The 26,372-nt window shown below is 59.5% G+C and carries 25 protein-coding genes; 12 read left to right on the top strand and 13 right to left on the bottom strand.

Features of this window, described 5'->3' with window-relative positions; genetic code table 11:
• Window positions 1–49 precede the first annotated feature (49 nt).
• The gene (rpsD, locus tag ACQZ63_RS17585) at window positions 50–667 is read right to left on the bottom strand and encodes a 30S ribosomal protein S4 (protein ID WP_003516040.1); all 618 of its coding nucleotides are present in this window, start codon (window positions 665–667) and stop codon (window positions 50–52) included.
• Window positions 668–1,118: 451 nt separating this feature from the next.
• On the opposite strand from rpsD, the gene ACQZ63_RS17580 reads away from it, so the two are divergent.
• Both ACQZ63_RS17580 and ACQZ63_RS17575 read left to right on the top strand, forming a co-directional pair.
• Window positions 1,119–2,102, top strand: a complete 984-nt coding sequence (locus tag ACQZ63_RS17580; RefSeq protein ID WP_003516041.1) for a TerC family protein — start codon at window positions 1,119–1,121, stop codon at window positions 2,100–2,102.
• Between the two features lie 131 nt (window positions 2,103–2,233).
• Window positions 2,234–2,752, top strand: a complete 519-nt coding sequence (locus tag ACQZ63_RS17575) for a hypothetical protein (RefSeq protein ID WP_113555738.1) — start codon at window positions 2,234–2,236, stop codon at window positions 2,750–2,752.
• Between the two features lie 3 nt (window positions 2,753–2,755).
• Here ACQZ63_RS17575 and ACQZ63_RS17570 read toward each other — a convergent pair whose 3' ends face one another.
• The 3 genes from ACQZ63_RS17570 to ACQZ63_RS17560 all read right to left on the bottom strand — a co-directional run bounded on the left by ACQZ63_RS17570 (window position 2,756) and on the right by ACQZ63_RS17560 (window position 5,963).
• Entirely contained in the window at window positions 2,756–4,273 is a 1,518-nt protein-coding gene (locus tag ACQZ63_RS17570) for a helicase HerA domain-containing protein (protein WP_025593912.1), read from the bottom strand.
• A 126-nt stretch (window positions 4,274–4,399) separates the two neighbouring features.
• Window positions 4,400–5,287 (bottom strand): EamA family transporter, encoded by an 888-nt coding sequence (locus ACQZ63_RS17565; protein ID WP_113555737.1) that lies wholly within the window; start codon window positions 5,285–5,287, stop codon window positions 4,400–4,402.
• Between the two features lie 37 nt (window positions 5,288–5,324).
• The gene (locus ACQZ63_RS17560) at window positions 5,325–5,963 is read right to left on the bottom strand and encodes a LysE family translocator (protein WP_097172152.1); all 639 of its coding nucleotides are present in this window, start codon (window positions 5,961–5,963) and stop codon (window positions 5,325–5,327) included.
• Between the two features lie 143 nt (window positions 5,964–6,106).
• Here ACQZ63_RS17560 and ACQZ63_RS17555 point away from each other — a divergent pair, with 143 nt between their 5' ends.
• Window positions 6,107–6,259 (top strand): hypothetical protein, encoded by a 153-nt coding sequence (locus ACQZ63_RS17555; protein WP_158006695.1) that lies wholly within the window; start codon window positions 6,107–6,109, stop codon window positions 6,257–6,259.
• A 149-nt stretch (window positions 6,260–6,408) separates the two neighbouring features.
• On the opposite strand, the gene ACQZ63_RS17550 is transcribed toward ACQZ63_RS17555, so the two are convergent.
• From ACQZ63_RS17550 to ACQZ63_RS17535, 4 genes are all read right to left on the bottom strand, one after another.
• Entirely contained in the window at window positions 6,409–6,648 is a 240-nt protein-coding gene (locus tag ACQZ63_RS17550) for a DUF1127 domain-containing protein (RefSeq protein WP_025593918.1), read from the bottom strand.
• A gap of 380 nt (window positions 6,649–7,028) precedes the next feature.
• Window positions 7,029–7,850 carry a glutamate racemase gene (gene murI / locus ACQZ63_RS17545; protein WP_013636403.1) on the bottom strand — a complete coding sequence of 274 codons (822 nt, stop codon included), beginning with the start codon at window positions 7,848–7,850 and terminating at the stop codon, window positions 7,029–7,031.
• Complete coding sequence (locus ACQZ63_RS17540) at window positions 7,834–8,676, bottom strand: RNA methyltransferase (RefSeq protein WP_003516049.1); 843 nt, start codon at window positions 8,674–8,676, stop codon at window positions 7,834–7,836. The genes murI and ACQZ63_RS17540 overlap by 17 nt, the downstream gene beginning before the upstream one ends.
• 174 nt (window positions 8,677–8,850) lie before the next feature.
• The gene (locus tag ACQZ63_RS17535; protein ID WP_003516050.1) at window positions 8,851–9,381 is read right to left on the bottom strand and encodes a hypothetical protein; all 531 of its coding nucleotides are present in this window, start codon (window positions 9,379–9,381) and stop codon (window positions 8,851–8,853) included.
• 216 nt (window positions 9,382–9,597) lie between these two features.
• On the opposite strand from ACQZ63_RS17535, the gene ACQZ63_RS17530 reads away from it, so the two are divergent.
• Both ACQZ63_RS17530 and ACQZ63_RS17525 read left to right on the top strand, forming a co-directional pair.
• The gene (locus ACQZ63_RS17530) at window positions 9,598–10,812 is read left to right on the top strand and encodes an NADP-dependent isocitrate dehydrogenase (protein WP_003516051.1); all 1,215 of its coding nucleotides are present in this window, start codon (window positions 9,598–9,600) and stop codon (window positions 10,810–10,812) included.
• A gap of 335 nt (window positions 10,813–11,147) precedes the next feature.
• Entirely contained in the window at window positions 11,148–11,774 is a 627-nt protein-coding gene (locus ACQZ63_RS17525) for a glutathione S-transferase family protein (protein WP_003516054.1), read from the top strand.
• A 77-nt stretch (window positions 11,775–11,851) separates the two neighbouring features.
• Here the strand turns inward: ACQZ63_RS17525 and ACQZ63_RS17520 are convergent, their stop codons facing one another.
• The 3 genes from ACQZ63_RS17520 to recA all read right to left on the bottom strand — a co-directional run bounded on the left by ACQZ63_RS17520 (window position 11,852) and on the right by recA (window position 16,297).
• Window positions 11,852–12,235 carry a VOC family protein gene (locus tag ACQZ63_RS17520; RefSeq protein ID WP_113555989.1) on the bottom strand — a complete coding sequence of 128 codons (384 nt, stop codon included), beginning with the start codon at window positions 12,233–12,235 and terminating at the stop codon, window positions 11,852–11,854.
• A 75-nt stretch (window positions 12,236–12,310) separates the two neighbouring features.
• Window positions 12,311–14,974, bottom strand: a complete 2,664-nt coding sequence (alaS, locus tag ACQZ63_RS17515) for an alanine--tRNA ligase (protein ID WP_025593920.1) — start codon at window positions 14,972–14,974, stop codon at window positions 12,311–12,313.
• A gap of 231 nt (window positions 14,975–15,205) precedes the next feature.
• Window positions 15,206–16,297, bottom strand: coding sequence for a recombinase RecA (gene recA / locus ACQZ63_RS17510; RefSeq protein WP_003516062.1), 1,092 nt, complete (start codon window positions 16,295–16,297; stop codon window positions 15,206–15,208).
• 246 nt (window positions 16,298–16,543) lie between these two features.
• Here recA and ACQZ63_RS17505 point away from each other — a divergent pair, with 246 nt between their 5' ends.
• Both ACQZ63_RS17505 and ACQZ63_RS17500 read left to right on the top strand, forming a co-directional pair.
• A complete protein-coding gene (locus tag ACQZ63_RS17505; protein ID WP_113555735.1) occupies window positions 16,544–17,485 on the top strand; it encodes a carbohydrate kinase family protein in 942 nt (313 codons plus the stop codon).
• Window positions 17,486–17,516: 31 nt separating this feature from the next.
• Window positions 17,517–18,440, top strand: a complete 924-nt coding sequence (locus ACQZ63_RS17500; protein WP_003516064.1) for a pseudouridine-5'-phosphate glycosidase — start codon at window positions 17,517–17,519, stop codon at window positions 18,438–18,440.
• A 202-nt stretch (window positions 18,441–18,642) separates the two neighbouring features.
• Here ACQZ63_RS17500 and ACQZ63_RS17495 read toward each other — a convergent pair whose 3' ends face one another.
• The gene (locus ACQZ63_RS17495) at window positions 18,643–20,865 is read right to left on the bottom strand and encodes an OmpA family protein (RefSeq protein WP_113555734.1); all 2,223 of its coding nucleotides are present in this window, start codon (window positions 20,863–20,865) and stop codon (window positions 18,643–18,645) included.
• A gap of 341 nt (window positions 20,866–21,206) precedes the next feature.
• On the opposite strand from ACQZ63_RS17495, the gene ACQZ63_RS17490 reads away from it, so the two are divergent.
• The 5 genes from ACQZ63_RS17490 (at window position 21,207) to ACQZ63_RS17470 (ending at window position 25,068) form a co-directional block, all read left to right on the top strand.
• Complete coding sequence (locus ACQZ63_RS17490; protein ID WP_003516066.1) at window positions 21,207–21,980, top strand: ABC transporter substrate-binding protein; 774 nt, start codon at window positions 21,207–21,209, stop codon at window positions 21,978–21,980.
• Between the two features lie 113 nt (window positions 21,981–22,093).
• Window positions 22,094–22,897, top strand: coding sequence for an ABC transporter permease (locus ACQZ63_RS17485; RefSeq protein ID WP_003516067.1), 804 nt, complete (start codon window positions 22,094–22,096; stop codon window positions 22,895–22,897).
• Complete coding sequence (locus ACQZ63_RS17480) at window positions 22,894–23,724, top strand: ABC transporter permease (RefSeq protein WP_111782416.1); 831 nt, start codon at window positions 22,894–22,896, stop codon at window positions 23,722–23,724. The genes ACQZ63_RS17485 and ACQZ63_RS17480 overlap by 4 nt, the downstream gene beginning before the upstream one ends.
• 168 nt (window positions 23,725–23,892) lie before the next feature.
• The gene (locus ACQZ63_RS17475; RefSeq protein ID WP_003516070.1) at window positions 23,893–24,159 is read left to right on the top strand and encodes an usg protein; all 267 of its coding nucleotides are present in this window, start codon (window positions 23,893–23,895) and stop codon (window positions 24,157–24,159) included.
• 84 nt (window positions 24,160–24,243) lie between these two features.
• Window positions 24,244–25,068 carry a class I SAM-dependent DNA methyltransferase gene (locus ACQZ63_RS17470; RefSeq protein WP_025593927.1) on the top strand — a complete coding sequence of 275 codons (825 nt, stop codon included), beginning with the start codon at window positions 24,244–24,246 and terminating at the stop codon, window positions 25,066–25,068.
• 95 nt (window positions 25,069–25,163) lie between these two features.
• On the opposite strand, the gene ACQZ63_RS17465 is transcribed toward ACQZ63_RS17470, so the two are convergent.
• Entirely contained in the window at window positions 25,164–26,129 is a 966-nt protein-coding gene (locus ACQZ63_RS17465; protein WP_111782481.1) for an aliphatic sulfonate ABC transporter substrate-binding protein, read from the bottom strand.
• Window positions 26,130–26,372: the final 243 nt, after the last annotated feature.

Raw genomic sequence — 26,372 nt, 5'->3', positions numbered from 1 at the left:
CAAAAAAGCCGCCCCGAGGGGCGGCTTTCTCAATACTGAAACGCGCCGATTAACGCGAGTAGAATTCGACGACCAGATGCGGTTCCATGACGACCGGGTACGGAACGTCAGACAGAGCCGGGATGCGAGCATAGGTCGCAACCATCTTGTTGTGATCGACTTCGATGTAATCAGGAACGTCGCGTTCTGCGAGCTGAACAGCTTCGAGAACGGTCACCAGCTGCTTGGACTTCTGGCGAACTTCGATAACGTCGCCCGGCTTGCAACGGTAAGAACCGATGTTGACGCGAACGCCGTTAACCGTGACGTGGCCATGGTTGATGAACTGACGCGATGCGAAAACGGTCGGAACGAACTTGGCGCGGTAGACGATGGCGTCCAGACGCGACTCGAGCAGGCCGATCAGGTTCTCGGAGGTATCGCCCTTGCGACGGTTTGCTTCGTCGTAGGTGGCGCGGAACTGCTTTTCGCGCAGTTCGCCGTAGTAGCCCTTGAGCTTCTGCTTGGCGCGCAGCTGCGTGCCGAAGTCGCTCATCTTGCCCTTGCGGCGCTGACCGTGCTGGCCCGGGCCGTATTCGCGGCGGTTTACCGGGGACTTCGGACGGCCCCAGATGTTTTCGCCCATACGGCGGTCAATTTTATACTTAGCCGATTCGCGCTTGCTCATCGTATTTCCTTCTCAATAGGTTATGCCGGTTTGTTGCCAAACCGGTTTGAGGAAACACGCCCTCCTCTGAAGCCCGTTTCAGGACCTCTGACAGGTTTCTCACATGCGAATGGAGAGACCACGGGACATGTCGGTGATGTTGACCGCCGAACGTCAGCTTATAAACTGCAAGGCAGTCAACGAAACACACCGGACATGACTGCCCGGCGTTGGGGCGGCTTCTAAACACGTTTTACAAATTTGTCAAACAAAGCCCGCCGCTTTTTTCTCGAACTAGCCCTTGAAAAGCTGGAACGCCCACCCACTTCTAAGCCGTAATCAGGACTCGGGCCCCTCTGGCGTGTTACCGGACAACACGCGATGTCGAGTCTCTTGAAGGTTGGGGCCCACGTTTATTCCTGATACGCGTCCCCATCCGCAAAGCCAACCTCGTCCGGCTAAAGGTTGACTGATGGAGTTCCTCCTCAACGATTTTCTCGGTACCCCCACATGGATGTGGGCGGTCTTCATTTCTCTCGTCCTTGGCCTCTTGGCGCTCGATCTCGGCGTGCTGCACAAGAATTCCAAGGAAATCGGCATCCGTGAAAGCTTGCTGATGTCCGGCTTTTATATCGCCATCGGCTTGGCCTTCGGCGGATGGATTTGGTACCAGTCCGGTGAACAGTCAGCGATGGAATATGTCACCGGCTTCGTGGTCGAAAAAAGCCTCGCCATGGACAATATCTTCATCATCGCGATGATCTTCTCCTATTTCGCCATTCCCCGCCAATATCAGCACCGCGTGCTGCTATGGGGTATCCTCGGCGTGATCGTTCTGCGCGGCATCATGATTGCCGGCGGCGCCGCCATTGTCGAAAACTTCCACTGGGTGCTTTATCTCTTTGCGGCCTTCCTCGTCTTCACGGGCCTCAAGATGCTGTTTTCATCCGACCATGACGAGAACGACATCGGCAATAACCGCATCCTGAAATTCCTGCGTAGCCGCCTTCCGGTAACGGAGAAGCTGCATGGCGAGAAATTCTTCGTCAAGGAGACCGATGCTGCCACAGGCAAGCTGAAGACCTTCGTGACGCCGCTGTTTCTGGCCCTCATCATGGTCGAAATCGCCGACCTTATCTTCGCGGTCGATTCGATCCCGGCGATCTTCGCGATCACCACCGATCCGTTTATCGTCTATACCTCGAACATCTTCGCGATCCTCGGCCTGCGCGCCCTCTATTTCGCACTTGCCGCCCTCATCCACCGCTTTGCCTATCTGAAATACGCGCTGGCTGCGGTTCTGGTCTTCGTCGGCTCGAAGATTTTCGTCGCGGATATGCTCGGCATCGCCAAGATCCCGCCCGCCGTCTCGCTCGGCGTCACCGTCGCCATCCTCGCAACCGGCATCATCGGTTCGCTCATTGCGACGCGCAAGGAAACAAAGGCTATCGAGTAATGATGAGCAAGGAGGAGGCGATTACGCCTCCTCTTTCTTTTTTGATGATGAAATATATAATCTGTATTATTGTTAGCTAGACCGAAATCTATTTTCTCAATATTAAAACAAACGTCCAATTCATCGCAAAAATGACTTTTGAACCCGTTGATCAGGCAATCTCAGAAAAGAAACTTTGGCGAGCGAAGGAAATCCTTCAGGGCAGGCTCAGCCATCCCGACGTCGATCTGGCACTCTTTCAAAAATACGGTGAAGTGCTGCTTGAGATGAACGATCTCATTGAAGCGGGACGGATGTTGTTCTGCTCAGGCGCACGCGACGAGCGTTTCAGGGAAGCGATCACTATATTCCTGTCGAGAAGCAACAGGCGTGAACCGCAACGCTTTCTGGCGCAATTGCCTTCTTCTATTAGACGACAACGGCATCTTGCTGAATTTATCGCTTCGCCGGAATTCGAACGTGACGGATGGACAGCGACCCAGCTCTCCCGGCTCGCCCCCTTGCAAACACATGTCAGCACCCGCCCCTATCAACGGCCGCATCGATTGACCTCGGCACTGTTTATAGCCGTTATTGTTTGCGTACTGGCTCTGAGCCTCAGTGGTCTCTACACGACGATCAGTTTTGCGGTGCGGACTTTGACTGAATAGCGATTACTCCGCCGCCAGCCTCGCATCATCCTCAGCCGCATCCGCATCGCCGGGTGCGGTCTTCGCGTCGAGATCGGGGAACGCCACGATGCGCTTGCCGGAGAAATCGGCGTGTACCACCACAAGCTCCTTCTCCTCGAAATAACCGAGAAGACGGCGCGCACGGCGGGCGGAATGGGTACCGTAAGCGCGGGCAATACGGGCGTCGGATGGGCAAGGCTCCTCATTGAGCGCCGCCTTGACCAACAGCAGGAAAACCCCCTGCAGATCGTCGGAGACCGACATCGACAATTCCAGCGCTTTCTCCCAGCCTTCGCTGGCCGCCATTGCCGCATCCACGCCGGAGCGGGCAATCGCCACCTGCCGGCGGAAATCCGCCAGCGTCATCGGCGTGCCGGGAATACGGCGCATGCGCGCGCGCACCAGAAAATCCTGGTACAGCACGGCGTCCGTGCGATAGGCCGATTGCGGATCGTCGAGAATTTCGACCAGCACTGCCGCGATCTTCTCTTCGCGCTCCTCCGGTGTCAGCTCCGGCTGACCTGCACGCGCCGACTGCTCCGGTGAAGGACCGGCGGCGGCGGGGGTGGAGCGGGAGAGTTCAGCGAGAATATCGGTTGTCGGGCGCGGCGCTGGCGGCGTGCGGCGCGTGGCGGGTCGTGTGAACTCTTCCGGGTCCGGCGTGAAGATCAGATCCTCCACATCCTGCGGTGCATCCGGCAGCGGCATGAGCTTCGGCGAGGAAGACCGCGCCGAGGTTTCCACCGCACCGATGACGATGGGCAACGGGCGGCGCGACAGCGCCGGTCCAAGCGCCACGAAATTGCCGCGCTGCAGATCGCGGAACATTTCCGCCTGCCGCCGGTCCATGCCGAGCAGATCGGCAGCGCGCGCCATATCGATATCGAGAAAGGTGCGGCCCATCAGGAAGTTCGAGGCTTCAGCCGCTACGTTCTTGGCAAGCTTGGCAAGGCGCTGCGTGGCGATAACGCCCGCAAGCCCGCGTTTACGCCCACGGCACATCAGATTGGTCATGGCGCCCAGCGACGCCTTGCGCGCATCCTCGGTCACCTCGCCGCCGACGGAGGGCGCAAACATCTGCGCCTCATCCACAACGACAAGCACGGGATACCAGAATTCGCGATCCGCATCGAACAGGCCATTGAGGAAAGCGGCAGCGGCCCGCATCTGCTGTTCGATATCAAGACCTTCAAGCGTCAGCACGCAGGAAACGCGGTGCTGGCGGATGCGGTTGGCAATGCCCGCAAGCTCGGCTTCCGTGCGCTCTCCATCCACCACCACATGGCCGAACTTGTCGGACAGCGTGACGAAATCACCCTCGGGATCGATAATGACCTGCTGCACCCATTGCGCCGATTGCTCCAGGAGCCGGCGCAGGAGGTGTGACTTGCCGGACCCGGAATTGCCCTGCACCAGCAAACGCGTTGCAAGCAATTCCTCAATATCGAGCTTGGCCTGCTGCCCGCCCGATAGGGTTCCCATGTCGATGCCGACCTGCAATGTTCCGTTCCTCGTGCTGCATGTCATCCGGCCGATTCCCGTAACGGCGGCCGAACATGCTCTTTACCAAAAAATCACCGATTGCGTCTGCCCCGTGCCGATAATGCACAGGCAATTGCGCCACATCTATGCGGCTCTGGACGAGACGCGCGAAAATGATAGCCGCCTGCCGAACACATTCAGCATCAGCCCGATGATGACCAATGCCGCACCGACCACTTCGAAGACGGTAATATGCTCCGCAAAAGCGAGATAGGCGCTGACGAAACCGACAATCGGCACCAGCAGCGAAAACGGTGCCACCGTTCCGGCCGGATAACGCAGAAGCAGGTAACTCCAGATACCCGCGCCGACGATGGTCGCACCATAGGCCATGTAGATCACCACGAGAGCCATCGTAGGCGTCGCATTGCGCAGCCCTTCCGCAATCGCATCAGGTCCCTCCACCACCAGCGAAAGCAGGACCAACGGCAGAACGGGAACAAGGCTCGTCCATGCGACAAAGGAGACCGCATTCACCTGGCCGATGCGGCGATTGACGATGTTGCCGCAGGCCCAGGCAATGGCCGAGCCGACGCCCATCAGCAGCGGTATCAACGCTGCAGCCGTCATGCGCTCCACGCCGATGACCGCCAGCCCGCCAAAGGCAACGATTGCGCCGACGATCTGTGACGGCAACGGCCGCTCGCCGAGAAACACCACGGCCAGCGCCAGCGTGAAGAAGGCCTGCGACTGCATGACGAGCGAAGCAAGCCCAGCCGGCAGGCCGAGCTTGATGGCCGGGTAAAGCAGGCCGAATTGCACGAAACCCATCGCCATGCCGTAAACGATCATATGCCGCCACGGCACATTGGGTTTGGGCAGGAAGAATACCAACGGCACGGCTGCAAACAGATAGCGCACCCCCGTCAGAAACAGAGGCGGCATGTCGGCGACGCCGATCTTGATGGCAACGAAGTTGAAGCCCCACAAAAACACGGTGATCAGGGCAAGAAGAATATGCGGCAACGCCATTTTGTTATGTCCGAATTTCAGGCGATCGACGGGCGTTTTACGCCGAAACCGCCCTCTTCCAGCCAAATGTAATGAGACCGGCGCCGATCAGGAGACCGCCGCCCGTGCGGTTGACGATGCGCTGAACCTTGGGTTTGCGGATCGTATTGCGGGCGGCACTTGCCAGAAGTCCATAAAGGGCCGCATTGCAGCTGGCAAGCACAAGGAATGTCGCTTCGAAAATCAGCACCTGCGGCCAGAAAGGCAGCGTCGGCACAAGAAACTGCGGCAGGAAGGCGACGAAGAAGACAATGCTCTTGGGGTTCAGCGCCGTGACGACATAGGCATGCAGGAAGATTTTGAGCGGCCGCTCACGGCCGGTCACGCCTGCGGCTTCACCACCTTCTCCGCCCACCGGCGAACGCCACAGCTTGATGCCGAGATAGATGAGGTAAGCCGCACCGATCCATTTCAGACCGGTAAAAAGGGCCGCCGATGTGGCAAGCAGCGCGCCGAGCCCCAGCATGGAGGCCGTCATCGCAGTGAAATCACCAAGCGCCACACCCGTCACCGTCGCGGTGCTCGCCTTACGGCCATGCCCCAGAGCATAAGAAATCACCAGCAGGATCGTCGGCCCCGGAATGGCAAGCATGATGGCGGATGCGGCCACGAAGGCCAGCCAGTTCTCCAGTGGCATGATGCAATCTCCCCCGTTCGGTCTTTGGAGCAAGCCACCAAAAGCGCCCGGTATCAAGCCAAATTTTCGGAGACTATGCCGCTTTGTCATCCGCGGACGAACAGGCTGCTGCCGCCGCTTCATCGCCTGTGCAAGATCGTAATTTGACGGCATGGCAAGCCATGCCGCGCCGCGCTGCCCCCTGCCCGCTCCAGCCGCAGGGCAAGATCAGGGGTATCGCCCGCCCGGACGTTCCCGAGAATAGTGCAACGCGCTATATGCCAGGCCTTTCCGCAGCTTCCGTTACGGAAAACTGAAGTGCGGCAATGAACTCCTCACAGACGCATCGTGGGTGAATGCCGGGTCAAGTCCGGCATGACGGAGGCGCGCATTTCGAACATCATTAGAAGTGTGAAACGGACGACGGAGCCTCCCCGGCATTTTCTCGCCGGAGAGACTGTCGCCATCAAAACCGCGGCGCCCAGTAAGGAGGCGCCCACTCCCGCCGCATTTTGCGGTCGGACGGCTCCAGGCCGATATCGTCCAGAAGACGCTCCGGCAGATCGGAAAGATCGGTGGGCGGCGGGCGCGGCACCATTGCCGCGACGAGAACCGCTTTCAGGGTTGTCCAGACGCCGAATGTGACGAACAGGCGGTCGACCGCATCCGGCAGCGCATATGCTACCAATGGTTGATTTTTCTGCATGGGGAATCCGTCCCGGCGCGGCGAAGCAGCCAGGTCCTTTATCGATGATAAAACGACATGCAGGAACGGCGGGCGCAACACGCGGTAGCGCGGACGCACAATTCAGCTGTCAGACGAAGTGAAGATGCCAAACGGCAGGGAAATCAGGCAGGAAGCCTTATCGGAGGTCGATGCCTCGGGACATGTAACCGCCGACGACCATGCCGGAAAAGCCAGACATGCCGGTAAGGCGCATATTCATATAGTCAGTCATTCCACGCCTCCTTTTTATAGCGGTTACAGACAAGATGCATCTTACACGAGATGCCGGACGCGACAAGAGGTCGCAATCTCGAATTGCAAAAGTCCGGCAGAATAGATGCAAAAATGCAACAAGCCGTTCAGCTCAGCGAGACGCTGAGGCCAAAACCCTGCATCAGCCGCCGTGTGGCGAAATCCGGCTTGCCGGAAGTGAAGACGGCGAAATCGAAACCATCTGGATGCTCCGCATCCTGCGGCAGCGGCACCAGATGGCGCGCGCGACGGGCGATCGCTTCCGCGGGATCGAGCCAGTCCACCGGCCATGGCGCCAGCCGGCGAAACACATTGGCCATGAAGGGATAATGAGTGCAGGCGAGAACAACGATATCGGTGCGCTTGCCGTCGCTATCGATGAAGCAGGGCTCGATTTCCGCCAGCACGGCTTCATCGGAGATCGGTTCGCCCCTGATCCAGCTTTCGGCCATACGCGCCAGATTTTCCGATCCCACGAGGCGAACATGGCATTGCGTGGCGAATGACTGGATGAGATCGCGCGTATAGGCGCGCTTGACGGTGCCGGGTGTTGCCAGCACGGAAACGAGACCGGAACGGGTGCGTTCGGCCGCAGGTTTGATAGCTGGAACGGTGCCGACGAAAGTCATATCAGGGAAGCGCGCCCGAAGATCGGCGCCTGCCAGTGTGAAGGCGGTGTTGCAGGCAATGATGCAGACTTCAGGGCTATAGTCTTCAAGCAGCTTTTCGAAGAGCGAAAGAATGCGCGCTTTCAGCGCCTCCTCTTCCCAGCCGCCATAGGGGAAACCGGCGTCGTCGGCCACATAGATGAAACCGCGCTCGGGCATCAGCACGCGCGCCTCGCGCAGTACCGTCAGCCCGCCAATGCCGGAATCGAACACCAGCACCGGTTTGAGAACATCGGCCAGAGCCTCAGTCGTCTTCAGCATTCTCCCCAGCCCTCTCCGACAATGGTCCCTCCGCCGTTCCGGCCCGGCCTGCCTGCTTAGGCCACTGCCGGGGAAAACGATCGAGTGACCTGATCACGCCACGGAAAACACTGATTTCCTGCTCGGAAAAGCCGCGTCTCGACAGCACCGCACGCAGATTGTCCACCATTTTCGGCTTTTTTTCGGGCGGATGAAAATATCCGCGCGCATCGAGCGCCTCCTCGATGTGTTCGAACAGGCCGAAGACCTGTTCCTTGGTCGAGGGCCGCTGCTCGATAGGCTGGAAAAGCGTCTCGTCCAGATCGTCCATGCCGGATTTCATCCACTCATAGGACATCAAAAGCACGGCCTGCGCGATATTGAGCGAGGCGAAGGCGGGGTTGACCGGAAATGTCACGATCTCATCGGCCAGCGCCACTTCTTCATTGGTAAGGCCCCAGCGCTCACGCCCGAACAGGATGCCGGTTCTTTCACCCGCCTTGAACTTCGCGCGCAGCGTGCCGGCTGCGGTGACGGGGGCACGAACCGGTTTGAAACCGTAACGCTCCCGCGCGGTCGTGGCATAGACGAAATTGAGATCCTTGATCGCCTCTTCCAGCGTCTCGAACACCTTAGTACCGTCGATGACATGATCGGCCTTGGAAGCGGCGGCGCGCGCCTTCTCGTTCGGCCAGCCGTCACGCGGCTTGACGAGGCGAAGTTCGGCAAGACCGAAATTGGCCATTGCCCGTGCCACCATGCCGATATTTTCGCCGAGCTGCGGTTCGACCAGAATGATCGCCGGGCCTTCCGCCACAAGTTCAAGCTCGCTGTTTGTGCCTGCCATCGTCGTTTTCCAGTTTCTGAAGCGCCGCATCGATTTTCAGGCCGATGCGTTTTATGGTTTTCGCGCATTTCCAGACTGAAAACCGGTCGCCGCTTTTCCTGAAAATGCTCTAAAGCGCGCTTCACTGGCACAGATCGGCGCCAAAATCAAAGCCGGGGCAGGCAGAACGCCCTGTTATTCGCCCTTGATGATCGCCGCCATCTCTGCGCGCAGCGAATCCCTGCCCTCGTCTCCAACCCGGTGAATGTCGCTGATGACAGGCTGGCCGTTTTCCTCGATGACATCGAAATGCACCTCGTCGACCGTTGCCTTCATCTCTGCCTCATCCATGCAGGCCCAGAGCTTGAACTTTGCCGTCACGTCAGTCACGCCGTCCTTCACCTCACCGGGCGTTACCGAAACATCCACCAGCGGACAGCCATCCTGCGAGTTGGTCACCACATCGTAGCCGAAGGGATCGCCGGTCTCGCCGCTTTCCGCCTCGTAAGCCGGCTTCTTGGAAGCTTCGCGGTATTGGGCAACGAAGTCCTTGCTGAACAGGCTGGTCAGCATGTCCTCGTCAAAGATGTATTTCCAGTTTTCCGCATCGCCGGACCAGTTCTTGACGGTAATGTCCATCACCTTCTGGACGGGATCGGCGGGGCCGGCCGCAAGGGCGCTGTGGGAAAAGAGGACGGCGGCAGTCAGAAGCAGAATATTCCGCATGATGTGATCCCGGAGGTAGGCCCGACGCGCGGGCGAAGCGATTCGCCTGACTGTATTCCGGCAATATGGTTTGGCAATGCGCAAAGCGTTATTGCACCGCGCCAAAAAAGCGCCCCCCATGGCTTTGCCTCAGGCGCGCGCGATGCTATAGCCGCACCGGATATTTTTCCGAATACCGGCGTCACCAGGCGCCACAGCTTCGAAGGTGAGGAATTCATGGCAAAGATCAAGGTAGCCAATCCAGTCGTCGATCTCGACGGCGACGAAATGACCCGTATCATCTGGCAGCTCATCAAGGACAAGCTGATCCTGCCATACCTCGATCTCGACATCGAATATTATGACCTCTCGGTCGAAAACCGCGATGCTACCAACGACCAGGTAACAGTCGATGCGGCACACGCCATCAAGAAGCACGGCGTCGGCATCAAGTGCGCGACGATCACACCGGACGAGCAGCGCGTCGAGGAATTCGGCCTGAAGCAGATGTGGAAGAGCCCGAACGGCACGATCCGCAACATTCTGGGCGGCGTCATCTTCCGCGAGCCGATCATCTGCAAGAACGTTCCCCGCCTCGTTCCCGGCTGGACGAAGCCGATCGTCGTCGGCCGCCACGCCTTCGGCGACCAGTACAAGGCAACCGATTTCAAGTTCCCCGGCAAGGGCAAGCTGACGATCAAGTTCGTCGGCGAAGACGGTCAGGTCATTGAAAAGGACGTCTTCGACGCTCCGAGCGCTGGCGTTGCACTCGCAATGTACAACCTTGACGAATCCATCCGCGAATTCGCCCGCGCATCCATGATGTACGGCCTGATGCGCAAGTGGCCGGTTTACCTGTCCACCAAGAACACCATCCTGAAGGCCTATGACGGCCGCTTCAAGGACATCTTCGAAGAAGTCTACCAGACCGAGTTCAAGGCGAAGTTCGATGAAATCGGCATCATCTATGAACACCGCCTGATCGACGACATGGTCGCCTCCGCTCTGAAGTGGTCCGGCGGTTACGTCTGGGCCTGCAAGAACTACGATGGCGACGTTCAGTCTGATACGGTTGCCCAGGGCTTCGGTTCGCTCGGCCTGATGACCTCCGTTCTCCTGTCGCCGGACGGCCGCACGGTTGAAGCTGAAGCGGCACACGGCACGGTCACGCGCCACTACCGCCAGCACCAGAAGGGTCAGGAAACTTCGACCAACTCGATCGCTTCGATCTTCGCCTGGACCCGTGGCCTCGCCCACCGCGCCAAGCTGGACGACAATGCAGAACTCGCAAAGTTCGCAGCAACGCTCGAAACCGTCTGCGTCGACACCGTCGAAAGCGGCTTCATGACCAAGGACCTCGCGCTCCTCATCGGTCCGGACCAGCCCTGGCTCTCCACCACCGCCTTCCTCGACAAGATCGATGAAAACCTCAAGACGGCGATGGCGGCTTAAAAGAACGGGGCGCTGCCCGTTTGAAATATCGACAAAAGGAAACCCGGCCGCAACGCCGGGTTTCTTTTTTTGTTCACAGTATCTTGCTTAGATGTTGCACTAGGCGCAGACTTCGATTCCACAGCGTGCCGCAGTCAGAAAAATAAAAATATATAGCTGAAACAGCATAAAACGACACATAACTTGTCCGGCACAGTCAAAAATTCATGTGGTTACCAGCGCGATCCTTCGGGAAAACAGATAATGCTGTGGACTATAAAAACGCACCGTGTCAGCGCGAACTGCGCGCAGGTTTTCAATGATGCTTTTGCAATTTTGCTTGGGGAGGCAAAGCAATGAGTGAATTGATCTTCTACACCAATCCCATGTCGCGCGGACGCATTGCGCGATGGATGCTCGAGGAAGTGGGCGTTCCCTACAAGACAGAGATACTGGGCTTCTCGACGTCGATGAAATCGCCGGCCTATCGGCTGATCAACCCGATGGCCAAGGTGCCCGCCATCAAACACGGCGACACCATTGTCACCGAAGCGGCAGCGATCTGCGCCTATCTGGCGGATGCCTTTCCGGGTGCCAACCTTGCGCCGACGCCCAAAGCGCGCGGACTTTATTACCGCTGGATGTTTTTTGCTGCCGGTCCGTTGGAAATGACAACCAGCATGAAGGCGATGGGGTTCGAGGTGCCGCAGGAAAAGCTGCGTATGGCTGGCTGCGGCAGCTATGCGGATGCGATCAACACGCTCGAACGTGCCGTCAGCGAAAACCGCTTCATCGCCGGCGATCACTTCACTGCGGCGGATGTCTATGTAGGTGCCCATGTCGGCTGGGGCCTGCAGTTCGGCACAATCGAAAAACGTCCGGCCTTCACGGACTATATGGCGCATCTGACCGACCGCCCCGCCTTCAAGCGGGCCACCCAGCTTGACGAAGCTGCAGCGAAGGATATGCAGGCAGCGGGTTGAGGAAACTGACAGGCATTTCGCCTGAAAGCGGAGCACGAGCGCTTACAAGGGTCACAAAACGGATTTTGGAAGCGGGCTTATTCGTTGGGCTGGGCGAGTGGTTCGCCGATCTCGATTGCATGCCCGTCCGGATCATAAAAACGGAACACTCTCTGTCCCCATGCCTGCCGCTCAACGGGATGGATCAACTCCACATGCGGCGCAATATTCCGAAATGCCGCATCGACATCCTCGTGTTCGAAATAGAGCAGCAGGTTCCGTCTGCCGTAAGGTTTGTCCGTGTCCGGCGATGTCCGCCAGACCGTCTGTTCGAGCGAACGCCCCTCATGGATTGCAAAGCCGCTTTCAAAGAGGACGAAATTTCCGAAATCGTCCAAAACCTTCAGGCCGAGCCTGTCACGATAAAACTCCCTGGAGCGGTTGATATCGCACACGAAAGGGATGGGATTTACAAAGCGCATCACGTTCCTTTCGGATTTCAACATCCAGAATCAAAAAAGCGGGGTAGAACCCCGCCTTTTTTCAATTCATCCAGATCAGGCCGCCAGGGCCGCTGCCACCGCGTCGATGGCGTCCTGTGCCTTGGCGCCATCGGGGCCGCCGGCCTGCGCCATATCCGGGCGTCCACCGCCGCCCTTGCCGCCGAGGGCCGCAGAGGCCGTGCGGACGATATCGACGGCGCTGAAACGGCCAGTCAGATCCTCGGTCACGGCAGCAACAGCACTTGCCTTGCCGTCTTCGGACACGGCGATCAGCAGCACGACGCCGGAGCCGATATTGGCCTTGGCTTCATCTGCAAGACCCTTCAGGTCCTTGGCATCGATGCCGGACAGGGATTTTGCGAGGAAATTGACGCCCGCAACCTGCTGTACGTCGTTTGCGCCGGCATCCGACGAGCCGCCGCCCATGGCGAGTTTCTTGCGGGCATCCGCAAGCTCGCGCTCCAGCTTCTTGCGCTCGTCGAGAAGTCCCTCGACACGCGACAGTACATCGCCCGGCTGAACCTTCAGCGACGAGGCCAGTGCCTTTACGCGCTCATCCTGCTCGGAGAGATAGGCAAGCGCGCCCTGACCCGTTACGGCCTCAAGACGGCGCACGCCCGCACCGACGGCACTTTCGCCGAGAATGCGGATAAGGCCGATCTGGCCGGTTGCGGCAACATGGGTGCCGCCGCAAAGCTCGACCGAGTACGGACGGTTGGCCTTCGCACCGTGAACACCGGTGCCCATGGAGACAACGCGGACTTCATCGCCGTATTTTTCGCCAAACAGTGCCATAGCACCCTCGGCGATGGCGTCGTCAACGCTCATCAGACGCGTCACGACAGGCGAGTTCTGCAAGACGATCTCGTTTGCCATTTCCTCTACGACCTTCAGCTCCTCTGCCGACATCGGCTTCGGATGCGAAACGTCAAAGCGCAGACGCTCGGGTGCGACCAGCGAACCCTTCTGTGCGACGTGCGTACCAAGCACCTCGCGCAGCGCCTCATGCAGCAGGTGGGTGGCGGAGTGGTTGGCGCGCAGACGCGAGCGGCGGTCGTGATCGACCGTCAGCTGCACGGCGTCATCGAGCTTCAATCCACCCTTGGACACCGTGCCGGAATGCACGAAAAGGCCCTCGCCCTTCTTCTGGGTTTCTGAAACGGTAAAGGTGCCGTTATCGCCAGAGATTACGCCCGTATCGCCCATCTGACCGCCGGACTCGCCATAAAATGGCGTCTGGTTGACGACGATCTGCACCGTCTCGCCCTCGGCAGCACTGTCCACCGACTTGCCGTCCTTGACGATCGCCTGAATAACGCCTTCGGCTGTTTCAGTGTCGTAACCGAGGAATTCGGTCGCGCCGAGCTTTTCCTTCAGTTCGAACCACACCGTTTCGGTCGCCTTGTCGCCGGAACCAGCCCAGTGCGAGCGTGCTTCCGCCTTCTGGCGCTGCATGGCATCGGTGAAGCCGGAAATATCGACGCCGATCTCACGGGCGCGCAGCGCATCCTGCGTCAGATCGAGCGGGAAGCCATAGGTATCGTAAAGCTTGAAAGCGGTTTCGCCGTCCAGCATATCGCCCTTGTGCAGGGTCGAGGTCGCGTCGGAAAGCAGCGACAGGCCGCGTTCCAGCGTCTTGCGGAAACGGGTTTCCTCAAGCTTCAGCGTCTCGGAGATCAGCGCCTCGGCGCGAACCAGTTCCGGATAGGCGCGGCCCATCTGCTGTATCAGCGCCGGCAGCAGCTTGTAGATCAGCGGCTCGCGCGAACCGAGAAGCTCGGCATGGCGCATGGCACGGCGCATGATGCGGCGCAGAACGTAACCACGGCCCTCATTCGACGGCAGGACGCCATCGGCGATCAGGAAAGCGGAGGAGCGCAGATGGTCGGCAATGACGCGGTGGCTGGCACGCTTCTCGCCCTCTGCCGGAACGCCGGTCGCTTCGACGGAGGCCGAAATCAGCGCCCGGAACAGATCGGTGTCGTAATTGTCGTGTTTGCCCTGCAACAACGCCGAAATGCGCTCGAGACCCATGCCGGTGTCGATAGAAGGGCGCGGCAGATCGATGCGCTCTTCCTTCGTCAGTTGCTCATATTGCATGAAGACGAGGTTCCAGATTTCGATGAAACGGTCGCCATCCTCTTCCGGCGAACCGGGCGGTCCGCCCCAGATATGATCGCCGTGGTCATAGAAGATTTCCGAGCAGGGACCGCACGGACCGGTATCGCCCATGGCCCAGAAATTATCGCTGGTCGGAATACGGATGATGCGATCGTCAGAGAAACCGGCGATCTTCTTCCAGAGATTAAAAGCCTCGTCGTCGGTGTGGTAGACCGTGACCAGCAGACGGTTGCGATCGATGCCGAATTCCTTGGTGATCAGGTTCCAGGCATGGGTAATCGCCTCTTCCTTGAAATAGTCGCCAAAGGAGAAATTGCCGAGCATTTCGAAGAACGTGTGGTGACGGGCCGTATAACCGACATTGTCGAGGTCGTTATGCTTGCCACCGGCGCGCACACATTTCTGCGCGGAAGCGGCCGTGGAATAAGGACGGCTTTCGAGACCGGTGAAGACGTTCTTGAACTGCACCATGCCGGCATTGGTGAACATCAGCGTCGGATCGTTGCGCGGCACCAGCGGGCTGGAGGGCACAATCTCGTGTCCGTTCTTCTTGAAGTAGTCGAGAAAGGTCGACCGAATTTCATTCACACCGCTCATGCCCACACACCGCTCACAGCTGGAGTCCATCACCGCCATCCCGAATGATGGCTATCTTGCAAAATCAAAGGCTTTTATCGTCCGCATCCTGCCCTGTCCAGCCATGGAGGCGCACCAAGGCGTCTAGGCAAAGAAAAAGGGCCACGCGAGGAAAATCGCACGACCCTTTTGATCCATACCGGCTCATGCCGGCAAAGCCACCGGACGCGAACGCCCGGACCTTCGAATGCATCAGCCCTCGTCGGGACCGTCGTCGCTTTCGCCAGCTTCCGGGCCGCCATTTTGCAGGAACCGATCGGCGATCAGACCGGCGTTCTGGCGCAGCGCCAGTTCGATCTCGCTTGCCATTTCCGGATTGTCGCGCAGGAAGGTCTTGGCATTTTCACGCCCCTGCCCCAAACGCTGGCTGTTATAGGAGAACCATGCACCGGATTTCTCGACGATACCGGCTTTCACGCCGAGATCGACAAGCTCGCCGGTCTTGGAAACACCTTCGCCATACATGATGTCGAATTCCACCTGCTTGAAAGGCGGTGCCATCTTGTTCTTGACGACCTTGACGCGGGTCTGGTTGCCGACAACCTCTTCACGCTCCTTGACGGCGCCGATACGGCGAATGTCGAGACGCACCGAGGCGTAGAATTTAAGCGCATTACCGCCCGTCGTCGTTTCCGGCGAACCGAACATGACGCCGATCTTCATGCGGATCTGGTTGATGAAGATCACCATGCACTTCGACTTGGAGATCGAGGCGGTCAGCTTGCGCAGCGCCTGGCTCATCAGACGTGCCTGAAGGCCCGGCAGGCTGTCGCCCATCTCGCCTTCGATTTCGGCACGCGGCGTCAGCGCCGCAACCGAGTCCACCACCAGAATGTCGACGGCACCGGAGCGCACCAGCGTATCGGTGATTTCAAGCGCCTGCTCGCCCGTATCCGGCTGCGAGATCAGAAGGTTCTGCAAATCCACACCGAGCTTGCGGGCATAGACCGGATCGAGCGCGTGTTCGGCATCCACGAAGGCGCAGATGCCGCCCTTCTTCTGGGCTTCCGCGATCGTCTGCAACGCAAGCGTCGTCTTACCGGAGCTTTCCGGGCCGTAAATCTCAACGATACGCCCCTTCGGCAAACCGCCGATACCGAGCGCTATATCCAGGCTGAGAGAACCCGTCGAAATGGTCTCTACTTCAACCACGTTTTCATTGGAACCGAGCTTCATGATCGATCCCTTGCCGAACGACCGTTCGATCTGGGAGAGCGCCGCTTCCAGTGCCTTGCTTTTATCCACCGATTTATCCTCTACGAGACGCAAAGAATTTTGTGCCATCCGATCCACCTTTAGGTTATTGAAGCCGCACAGGCAATGAAGCAGTATGGAAATAGGATGTACTCTATTTGTTCTCATATCGCAAGGCGCAGCCAGCATATTGAAAACAAATAGCGATAAGTGGTTTGTTCTGCTTTCGTTTTTCCGTGTCCGGCCTATCGCTGCGGGCCGGATGTGAAGGGGAACAAACAGAAGATTGGGACGAATCGTCCACCTTTTCCATTCGCGAAAGAGGGAAACACAAGCGTGAAGAAAATACTCGTTCTGGGCGGCGCGCATATAGACAGGCGCGGCATGATCGAGACTGAAACGGCGCCCGGCGCCAGCAATCCTGGCTCATGGATGGAAGAGGCTGGCGGCGGCGGTTTCAACGCGGCGCGCAATCTTTCCCGGCTCGGGTTTGCCGTCCGTATCATCGCACCGCGCGGCGGCGACGTGACCGGCGAAGCGGTGGCGGAGGCAGCAAGGCAGGCGGGCGTGGAAGATACGCCCTTCGTTTTCCTCGATCGCCGCACGCCAAGCTACACCGCCATTCTGGAGCGCGACGGCAATCTTGTCATCGCACTTGCGGATATGGACCTTTACAAGCTGTTTTCGCCGCGCCGACTCAAAGTTCGCGCGGTGCGTGACGCGATTACCGCGAGCGACCTTCTGCTTTGCGATGCCAATCTGCCGGAGGATACGTTGAAGGCGCTCGGTCTCATTGCCCGCGCCTGCCAAAAGCCGCTCGCGGCCATCGCCATTTCGCCCGCCAAGGCGGTGAAGCTGAAGGACATGCTCGCCGATATAGACATTCTCTTCATGAACGAGGCAGAGGCGCGCGCGCTGACGGGACAGACGGCAGACAATGTTCGCGACTGGCCGGGTATTCTCCGCAGCGCAGGCCTTGCCGGCGGCGTCATCACCCGTGGCGCAAGCGAAGTGGTAGCCTTCAACGCGACGCAAACCGCAAGCCTCCACCCACCAATCATCCGCGAGGTGAAAGACGTAACCGGCGCCGGAGACGCCATGGCGTCCGGTTATCTCGCGGCGATTACGGAGGGCAAAGCCATCACTGAGGCCCTGCGACTGGGTGCCGCGGCGGCCGCCATCACCGTGCAATCGCCTTTCGCCACCGCCCAAGACCTGTCAAAAGACAGTGTCGAGACCATGTTGGGGCTTGTCCCCAAGGCCGAAATGCTGGCATGAACCCGTTTTTTTATAGTCTGGAACAAACAGAATGACCCGCCCCATCTCCCCGCTCCTGCCCATCGTCTATTCGCAAGAGGTTGCCGCTGCCAAACAGCGCGGCGCGCCGATCGTCGCGCTGGAATCGACCATCATCACCCACGGCATGCCCTATCCCGGCAATATCGAGATGGCCGAAGGCGTCGAACAGATCATCCGCGATCAGGGAGCCGTTCCGGCAACCATCGCCGTCATTCACGGCACGCTGCATATCGGCCTCGAGAAGGAGCAGCTCGAAGCGCTTGCCCAGACCACCGACGCCATGAAGGTCTCGCGCGCCGATATTGCCTTTGCGATTGCCGAGCGCCGCACCGGTGCCACGACAGTGGCAGCCACCATGATTGCCGCTGCCCGCGCCGGCATCCGCGTTTTCGCCACCGGCGGCATCGGCGGTGTGCACAAGGGCGCGGAGGAAACCTTCGATATTTCCGCCGATCTGACCGAGCTTGCCAAAACCGGCGTGATCGTCGTCTGCGCCGGCGCCAAGGCCATTCTTGACATCCCGAAGACGCTGGAAGTTCTCGAAACCAACGGCGTGCCTGTCGTGACTTTCGGTTCGGAAGAGTTCCCGGCTTTCTGGTCGCGTTCGTCGGGCCTTCCCAGCCCGCTGTCGCTCAACAGCCCTGCAGCCATCGCCAATTTCCAGACGACCCGCGAACAGCTTGGCATCGATGGCGGTATGCTGATTGCCAATCCCGTGCCGGAAGAGGACGAAATTCCGCGCGAGGAGATGGAAATCTACATCAATCGCGCCATTTCCCACGCCGAGCGCGAGGACATCACCGGCAAGGCCGTCACGCCCTTCCTGCTCGGCGATATCTTCCGCCTGACCGACGGCCGCAGCCTCGCGACCAATATCGCGCTCGTACGCAACAATGCCCAGCTCGCAGCAGAGATTGCTGTGGCGCTTAACTAAGCGTTAGAGGCTGGATTATCCTCAAATTTGAGGATTATGGCAGGGTGAGAAGCATCCCAGTCATGCCGGATTTGATCACGCTGCCCCCCGGATCTGGTCCGGCGTTACGGATAATGTGTCGGACTGGGAACTTTGCTACCAATAAAAAAGCCCGGAAAGCTTTGCGCTTTCCGGGCTTTCATTTTTCAGTTCCTGAACCTTATCAGTTCTGGGCGACCGGTCTTACCAGCGGTGTCACGCGGCGGATGGTGACGCGGCGGTTCTGCTGTTCCGGGCCGAGTGTCTGAACCTTCAGGTAACGCTCGCCGTAGCCTTGCGTCGCCAGGTTTTCCGGCGGAATGCCGTAAACATCGGTCAGGACATTGGCGACGGAAGCGGCACGCTCGTCGGAAAGAACGAGGTTGCTTTCATCCGAACCAACGGCATCGGTGTGGCCTTCGATCAGGAAGGTTTCCGCCGGGTTCTTTGCCAGCGCCTTGTTGATCGCATCCGCTACCTTCCGCAGCGAACGGGCCTGCGCCATCGGAATGTCAGCGCTTCCAGTGGCAAATGTGATCGTATCGAGGTCGATACGGCGCACCTTGTCGCGGATACGGGCCGAATAACGCACTTCATCCAGCGAGTAGACACGCTCCACCGGCTCGACCGGCGGCTGCTCCAGGAAGCGGTAATAATCGCGGTCCGGATCGCTCGACGTGTCGATGATGTAGTCACGAACCGGAATGCGCAGACGCATCGGCGGCAGGTCGAGGCCGGGATCGCGATAGACATATTCACGGTCCGGTTCGTCCATCAGTTCCGGTGCATAGAACAGCACATATTCCCGGCCACGGTCATCGATGCGCGAACGCTGGATGACGTCACCATAGCGGTTGCGGATCGTCACCACCTGCGTGCCGTCGCGACGCTCGACGGTCTCGCGGACACGTCCGCCGGGTAGGCGCTCGTAATAGGGCTCGCCGCCATCGCGGATGAAGCGCTGATTGTCGTCGCCGCGCACAACCACGCGGTCGCCAAACTGCAGGATGATCGGCGCATCGCGATCCTGATCGCGCCGGCCGCCTTCGCGCGGCTGCCATTCCCGCGCACCTTCCGGCCGGTCATATTGCGGACGGCGGTCGACACGCTCGCCCTGCTGAGAGGTAATCGCCTCCATCTTCACGGGCGGCGGAGCCTTGCCTCCGGCAGCACCGGCGCGCTGCGCTTCGGCGTCGGAAGTCGGCACCTTCACGTCACCGGCCTGCTCACGCTCGCGGCGGCGTTGCTCGCGTGCCTGGTTGTTACCTGAGCGCTCCACTTCCTTGTCGCTGTCGAGAACGGCGGCACCCTTGTCGACGGGCAGAATGACGGTGTCGGCAGTCTTGGACGGGTCCTTGGCTATAGCCTTGGCCTTGTCCAGTTCCTGCTTCGTCGTCGGAGGCGCTTCCGTCTGCGGAATGGCGACCTGATTGGGGACGGCTTCGCCGGCAGGCGCCTGTCCTGTCGTGGCACCGCTTGGCGGCGGAGGTGTCGGAGCACCCGGCAGCGGCGCTGCAGGCTCCGTCTTGCCCTGGCCTTCTACCGGCTGCTTTTCAGAAGGCTGCTGGCCGGGCGCAGGATTGGGCTGAGCTTCCGGAGCCGGTGGCCGTGCCGGTGTCGGCGCTTCCGTTGGAACAGGAGCCTCCTTTACAGCTGGCTCAGGAGCCGCTGGCTTTTTCTCCGGAACGGCCTTTTCGGCGGGTTCCGATTTCGGTTCCGGTGCTGGAGCCTTTTCCTCTACCGGCTTTTTCTCGGCGGCGGGCTCGCGCTGTTTCGCCGGCTGCTCGGTATTTTCAGGGCGTGCGGCTGGCTGTTCGGCCGCCGGCTCCGGCTTGCGCGGACGTGCGGGGCGTTGCTCGCCCTCGCCTGCCGGCTGCTCGGCCCGAGCCGGTTTGCGCGGCCGTTCCTGCGGCTGCTGCTCCGCGGGTGCAGGTGCGGCTTCGGGCTCAGGCTGCGGGCGCTGCTTGCGGGCGGGTGGTTGTTCAGCTGGCGCCGGTTCCGGTTGGGCTTCGCGCTGCTGCTGCTGCCGTTTCGGTTCTGGCTGAGGCTCGCGTTGCGGCTCGGGCTGAGCTTCACGCTTGGGTTCAGGACGCGGTTCGGCCGGTGCGGCTTCAGCCTTCGGCTGTTCGCGCTGCGGTTCCGGAGCCTGCTCCTGCTTTTTCGGCTCTGGCTCTGGCTTCGGCTGCGCCTCTTCTGCTTGCTGGCGTTGCTTGCGCAGCAACTCTTCCGGGTTCTGCTCCTCCGCTTGCGGCTGCGCCTGCGCCAATATCACCGGGGCCTGTGCCTGGGGCATTTGCGTTTGCGTCCGTGCGGCGCCGGCATAACCGGCGGCGGCCGGCTCCACCGCGATCGCCAGCGACATGAGGGGGAAAACCACCCCCGTCAGCAATGTGTTCTTCTTCAGCATCGGTGCTTCCTCATCTGCCAATCGTTGTACGCCGCTTATGCCGCGACATTGTGAATCCGGCCGCGCGTGCAGGCGCTGGTCAACGCCTTGCATACGCTTCGGTTCCCATGATGACCAAAGCGTTCTGTACCGGAAATGAACAGATCAAGGCCATTTCGTGAAAGCTCCGCGACGAAAAAGAGGGCGCTAATATTGCAGTTGCATTTTTTGACCAACCGGACGAATAATTGCCGCGCGCTGAAGGCCACGAATGGCAACCCGTTCTGTTGCGCCTGCGCTCACGACGTCCGCACTGAAAACAACAACAGACTGCGGATGAACGACCAAAAGAGAGGATCGAAATGCCTATTTCCACCCGTCTGCTCGCAGCCGTATCGATTGCCGCCATCTCCCTGTTTTCCGGCGCGGCCCTCGCGCAGGACAAGATCGTCATCGGCACGGAAGGCGCCTACCCGCCCTTCAACAATCTGGAAGCCGACGGTACGTTGACCGGCTTCGACATCGACATCGCCAAGGCGCTGTGCGTCGAAATGAAGGCTGAATGCACCTTCGTCACCAATGACTGGGACGGCATCATCCCCGCCCTGCAGGCAAAGAAGTTCGACGCCATCATCGCGTCCATGTCGATCACGCCGGAGCGTCTCCAGAAGGTCGATTTCTCCAAGAAATATTACAACACCCCGCCGGCAATCGCCGTACCGAAGGATTCGCCGATCAAGTCCGTCGACGACCTGAAGGGCAAGTCGCTCGGCGCGCAGGGTTCCACGACCCACTCCAACTATGCCGAAAAGCACTTCCCGGGTTCCGACCTGAAAATGTACCCGACCGCCGACGAATATAAGCTCGACATCGCCAACGGCCGCATCGACGCCGTCATCGACGATATCGTCGTCCTGTCGGAGTGGCTGAAGTCGGATGCAGGCAAGTGCTGCAAGATCCTGACGCCGCTTCCGGTGGATGTCGAGATCAACGGCAATGGTGCAGGCGTAGCCGTTCGCAAGGGCGATACGGCGCTCGCCGACAAGTTCACGGCTGCCATCGCCGGTATCCGCGCAAACGGCAAGTACCAGGAAATCAACAAGAAATACTTCGATTTCGACGTTTACGGCCAGTAAGCGGCGCGTCGCCTGTTGAAATCTGGTGGCGGAAGGCTTGCCCTTCCGCCATTTTTGTTTGAAAACGTAACCATAACAATCACGGCGGCTTAAGACCGCGGGGGAAAACTGGCATGAGCGGAGCATTTTCCGCCATAGGTGCGTTCTGGACCTATGTCTCGACACTTCTCGACCCTTTCTGTGGGCCGGTCGGTCTCTTCACGCTTTTCGGAAACGGCACCCTCGTCACCTGTGGCGATGCCGGCTGGGGCGACGAAATCGCCTTCGGCGTCAAGGTCACGATCTCGCTGGCGCTCGCCACCCTGCCCGTCGGGCTTGTGATCGGTTTCCTCATTGCGCTCGCCGCGCAATCGGAGGAAAAATCGCTGCGACTGGCGGCCGGTGTCTATACCACCATCTTCCGCGGCCTGCCGGAACTCCTAACCCTGTTCATCGTCTATTACGGCATACAGATGCTGCTGCAATCGGCCGCCGGTTATGTCGGGATAACCGGCCCGGTAGAGATCAACGCCTTCGTGGCGGGCATGGTCGCGCTGTCAGTGGTGTTTTCGTCCTATTCCTCGGAAGTGTTGCTATCCGCCTTCAAGGCCATCCCAAAGGGCCAATATGAGGCTGGACATGCACTCGGCCTCTCGCGCGGCCACACCATGGTGCTTGTCATCATCCCGCAGCTGGTCAGGATCGCCCTGCCCGGCATGACCAACCTTTGGGTCATCCTGCTCAAGGATACCTCTTACGTCTCGATCATCGGCCTTGCCGATATCGTGCGCCAGACCGGCATCGCTGCCCGCGTCAGCAAGGAAGCCTTCTTCTTCTACGGCATCGCCTGCCTGCTCTACCTCATCCTCGCTCTGCTCTCCTCCATCGGCATCGGCTTCATCGATCGCTGGTCGCGCAAGTCGGAGGCAAGCCGATGAGCCATGTTCAGGAACTCATCCCGCCGCGCCCCGCGCCGGTCGCCACAGACAAGCCCCTCAACATATCGCGCGTCGTCGGCATCGGCGTCATAACGCTCTGGCTGCTGCTGGCCGCCGGGCTGATTTTTGCGATGATCGAAGGCTGGGACTGGGCGAAATTCGAACGTTACGGGCCGCGTTATATCGATGGCCTCATCACCACCGTTACGCTGGTTGGCAGTTCGATCATCCTCGGCGCACTTCTCTCGGTGCCGATCGCCTTCGCCCGCATGTCGGAAAATCGCGTCATCAGCGCGCTGGCCTATGCCTATGTCTACGTCTTTCGCAGCACCCCGCTGCTGGCGCAGCTTTTCCTGATCTATTACGGCCTCGGCAGTTTCCGTCAGGGGCTGGAAACCGTTGGCCTGTGGTGGTTCTTCCGCGAGGCCTGGTATTGCGGCCTCTTGTCGCTCACCCTCAACACCGCCGCCTATCAGGCCGAAATTCTGAGGGGCGCGATCCGAAGCGTGCCACGCGGCCAGATTGAAGGTGCCGCCTCGCTCGGCCTGTCGAAATTCATCACCTTCCGCAAGGTCATTCTGCCGCAGGCCCTCATCGTGGCTCTGCGCCCCTACGGCAACGAGATCATCCTGATGATCAAAGGTTCGGCAGTGGTCTCCATCGTCACGGTCTTCGACCTGATGGGACAGACGCGCTACGCCTTCTCCCGCACATTCGATTATCAGGCCTATCTCTGGGCGGCGATCTTCTACCTGACGATCGTCGAGACGCTCCGGCATGTCTGGGCATGGCTCGAAGCCCGCCTGACGCGCCATCTCAAGCGCTAGGGGCACGGTTGGCAGCACTCAACAGAGAAGACTGCCAACATTCTGAAAAATATAACTATTTTGTGACAACCCAGATCTTTGGCAAGGTTGGGTTAACCCTGTCGTGTTCCCATATCAGATACAGCGACAACGCTGTGATCGGCAATCATGAGAACGGGAACAGCCGACATGAACAAGGAAATGGAAATGATGCTGAGGGGCTACGGCCTCACCACCGCCCAGATTTTTTATCGCATGCCGGACCATCCGCTGGTTCTCCAGACCTATGTCTGGCAGGACTATGATCTCGCCCCGGATTTCCCCGAAATGCACGGTTTCCTCAAATTCTGGCAGGAAAAGCTAGACGGTCCGTTGCACTCGGTCCGCTATGTGCACCGGCAGGTGATCTCGGCGCAGGAATGGCGCGCACTGAAAGGAGAGTTCATTCTCCACTGAGGCCCATCGCCACATAAGCATTGCGCCCGTCCGTCTTGCGGCTTACAGCAGACTTCAACTGAAGATGCTGACGGATACCGCACGATGACGAAGAACCAGAAAATTGACGAAGAGGCGCTTGCCGAAGCCTATAACCGCGCGCTCGCGCTTGAAAAAGCCGGCGATGTTGACGCGGCGGTGAAGGCCTATGAAGAGGTTCTGGCCATCGACCCGGACGATCACGGCGGCGCAGCCGTTCGCATCGCCGCCATGGGCCGCGGCGAACCGCCTTCCAAAGCGCCCGACGCCTATGTCGAAACCCTGTTCGACCAGCACGCCGAAGCCTTCGAGGATATTCTTGTCGAACAGCTCGGTTATGCAGTGCCGATGATGGTGCGCCAGCGCCTGCAAACGCTCGATCTCGGCCCCTTCAAGCGCCTGCTCGATCTCGGCTGCGGCACCGGCCTCACCGGCGAAGCGCTGCGCGACATGGCTGATGACATCACCGGCATCGACATTTCCGAAAACATGGTCGAGATCGCCCACGAGAAGGACCTCTACGAGACGCTCTATGTCGCCGAAGCCGAGGACTTTCTCGAAGACAATGACGACGAGCCCTTCGACATCATCACCGCAACCGATGTGCTGCCCTATCTCGGCGCGCTGGAACCGCTGTTTTTCGGCGCCGCTGAAAACCTCGTCCCTGGTGGCCTGCTGATCTTCTCGTCGGAAACGCTGCCCGAGGCAACCATGGCCGGACGCCCCTATATGGTCGGCCCGCACCAGCGTTTCGCCCACGCGGAAACCTATGTTCGGGAAAGACTGGCAGCGACCGGTTTCGACATAGTCGAAGTCACCGATATTAACGTGCGCATGCAGGACGGCAACCCCACACCCGGCCATCTGGTGATTGCCAGGCTCAAGGGCTGAGGCAGAGGCAAGCGCTCCTGAAATGGAGCGCTTGCCTGAATCAATCTCTCAGCAACAACAGCCAGACGATTGAAGAGACTCAGCTTTCGTCCGGCTCAACTCGCTTTCGGACGCCAGACGATATCGGTAACCTTGAGTTTCTTCGGCACGATTTTCAGATCGTAGAACTCGTCGGCCAGCGCCTGCTGATAGCTGATGGCCTCATCCGAAACCAGCGAGACACGCCCCAGATCCGCTCCCGGACGCGTCAGCGACACCTTGGTGACATCCTGCGGGACGCCGGTTATCGCCGCCAGCAATTTTGCAGTCTCATCGATATTGGCCTGAGCCTTTGCGCCGACGCTTGCGAGTTCCTTAAGGATCAGCGGCACGAGGTCGGGATTGCCTTCCACGAAGTCGCCATTGGCAAGGAAATAGCTCCAGGGATCGACAATACCTTCGGCAGTCGTGAGAACCCGTGTCGTCGGCTCCTTTTCCGCCACGGCAAAATAAGGATCCCAGATCGACCAGGCATCGATGCTGCCGCTTCGGAAAGCGGCCGCCGCATCCGGCGGGGCAAGGTCGATGGATGTTATGTCGTTCAGCGTCAGACCGGCCTTTCGCAATGCTTTGACAGTGACGTTATGGGCGCTGGAGCCGCGCTTGAACGCCACCTTCTTGCCCTTGAGGTCGGCCAGCGTCTTCAGCGGCGAATCCTTCTGCACAAGGATTGCCGATCCGCCGGCAGCGCCCTTGTAAGTTCCCACATAGCGCAGATTGCCACCGGCAGCCTGCGCGAAAAGTGGCGGCACATCGCCCGTCGGTCCGATATCCAGCGCACCTGCGCCCAACGCTTCAAGAAGCGGCGGCCCGGAGGAGAACTCCGACCATTTGACCTCAATGCCACGATCCTTCAACAGCGCTTCAAGCGCGCCCTGGCTCTTTGCCAACGCGATCACGCCATTCTTCTGCCAGCCGATCCGTAACGTGGTGGTCGCGGCTCCAGCCCGCCGGATATGCGGCAGGAACGCCGCCCCCGTTGCACCCGCAATCAGTCCCAATGTTCCGCGTCGTGTGAGCATGTGGATATCCTTCGCTTTTGCCATCATCAGATATACAAAGCGTAGATATTCGAGTGATTTTATCAAAATCCCACTTTGCGCGGCGCGAGTGCAAAGAGAATTGAATGTGCTAATTTGCCGTCGCAGGCGGAATAAGATTGCCTGGCCGCCTCGGCACGCCAGGAGTGTGCATTCCCCGGACAACCGCCGGATGGCCGACTTGAGTGCTTGCGGAAAAGCAAACTGCGCAACGAAAAATGCCCT

Source organism: Agrobacterium sp. CG160-95 (genome assembly GCF_053521725.1).
The sequence above is the reverse complement of the archived record's forward strand: the minus strand, read 5'-3'. Positions and strand labels throughout refer to the sequence as shown.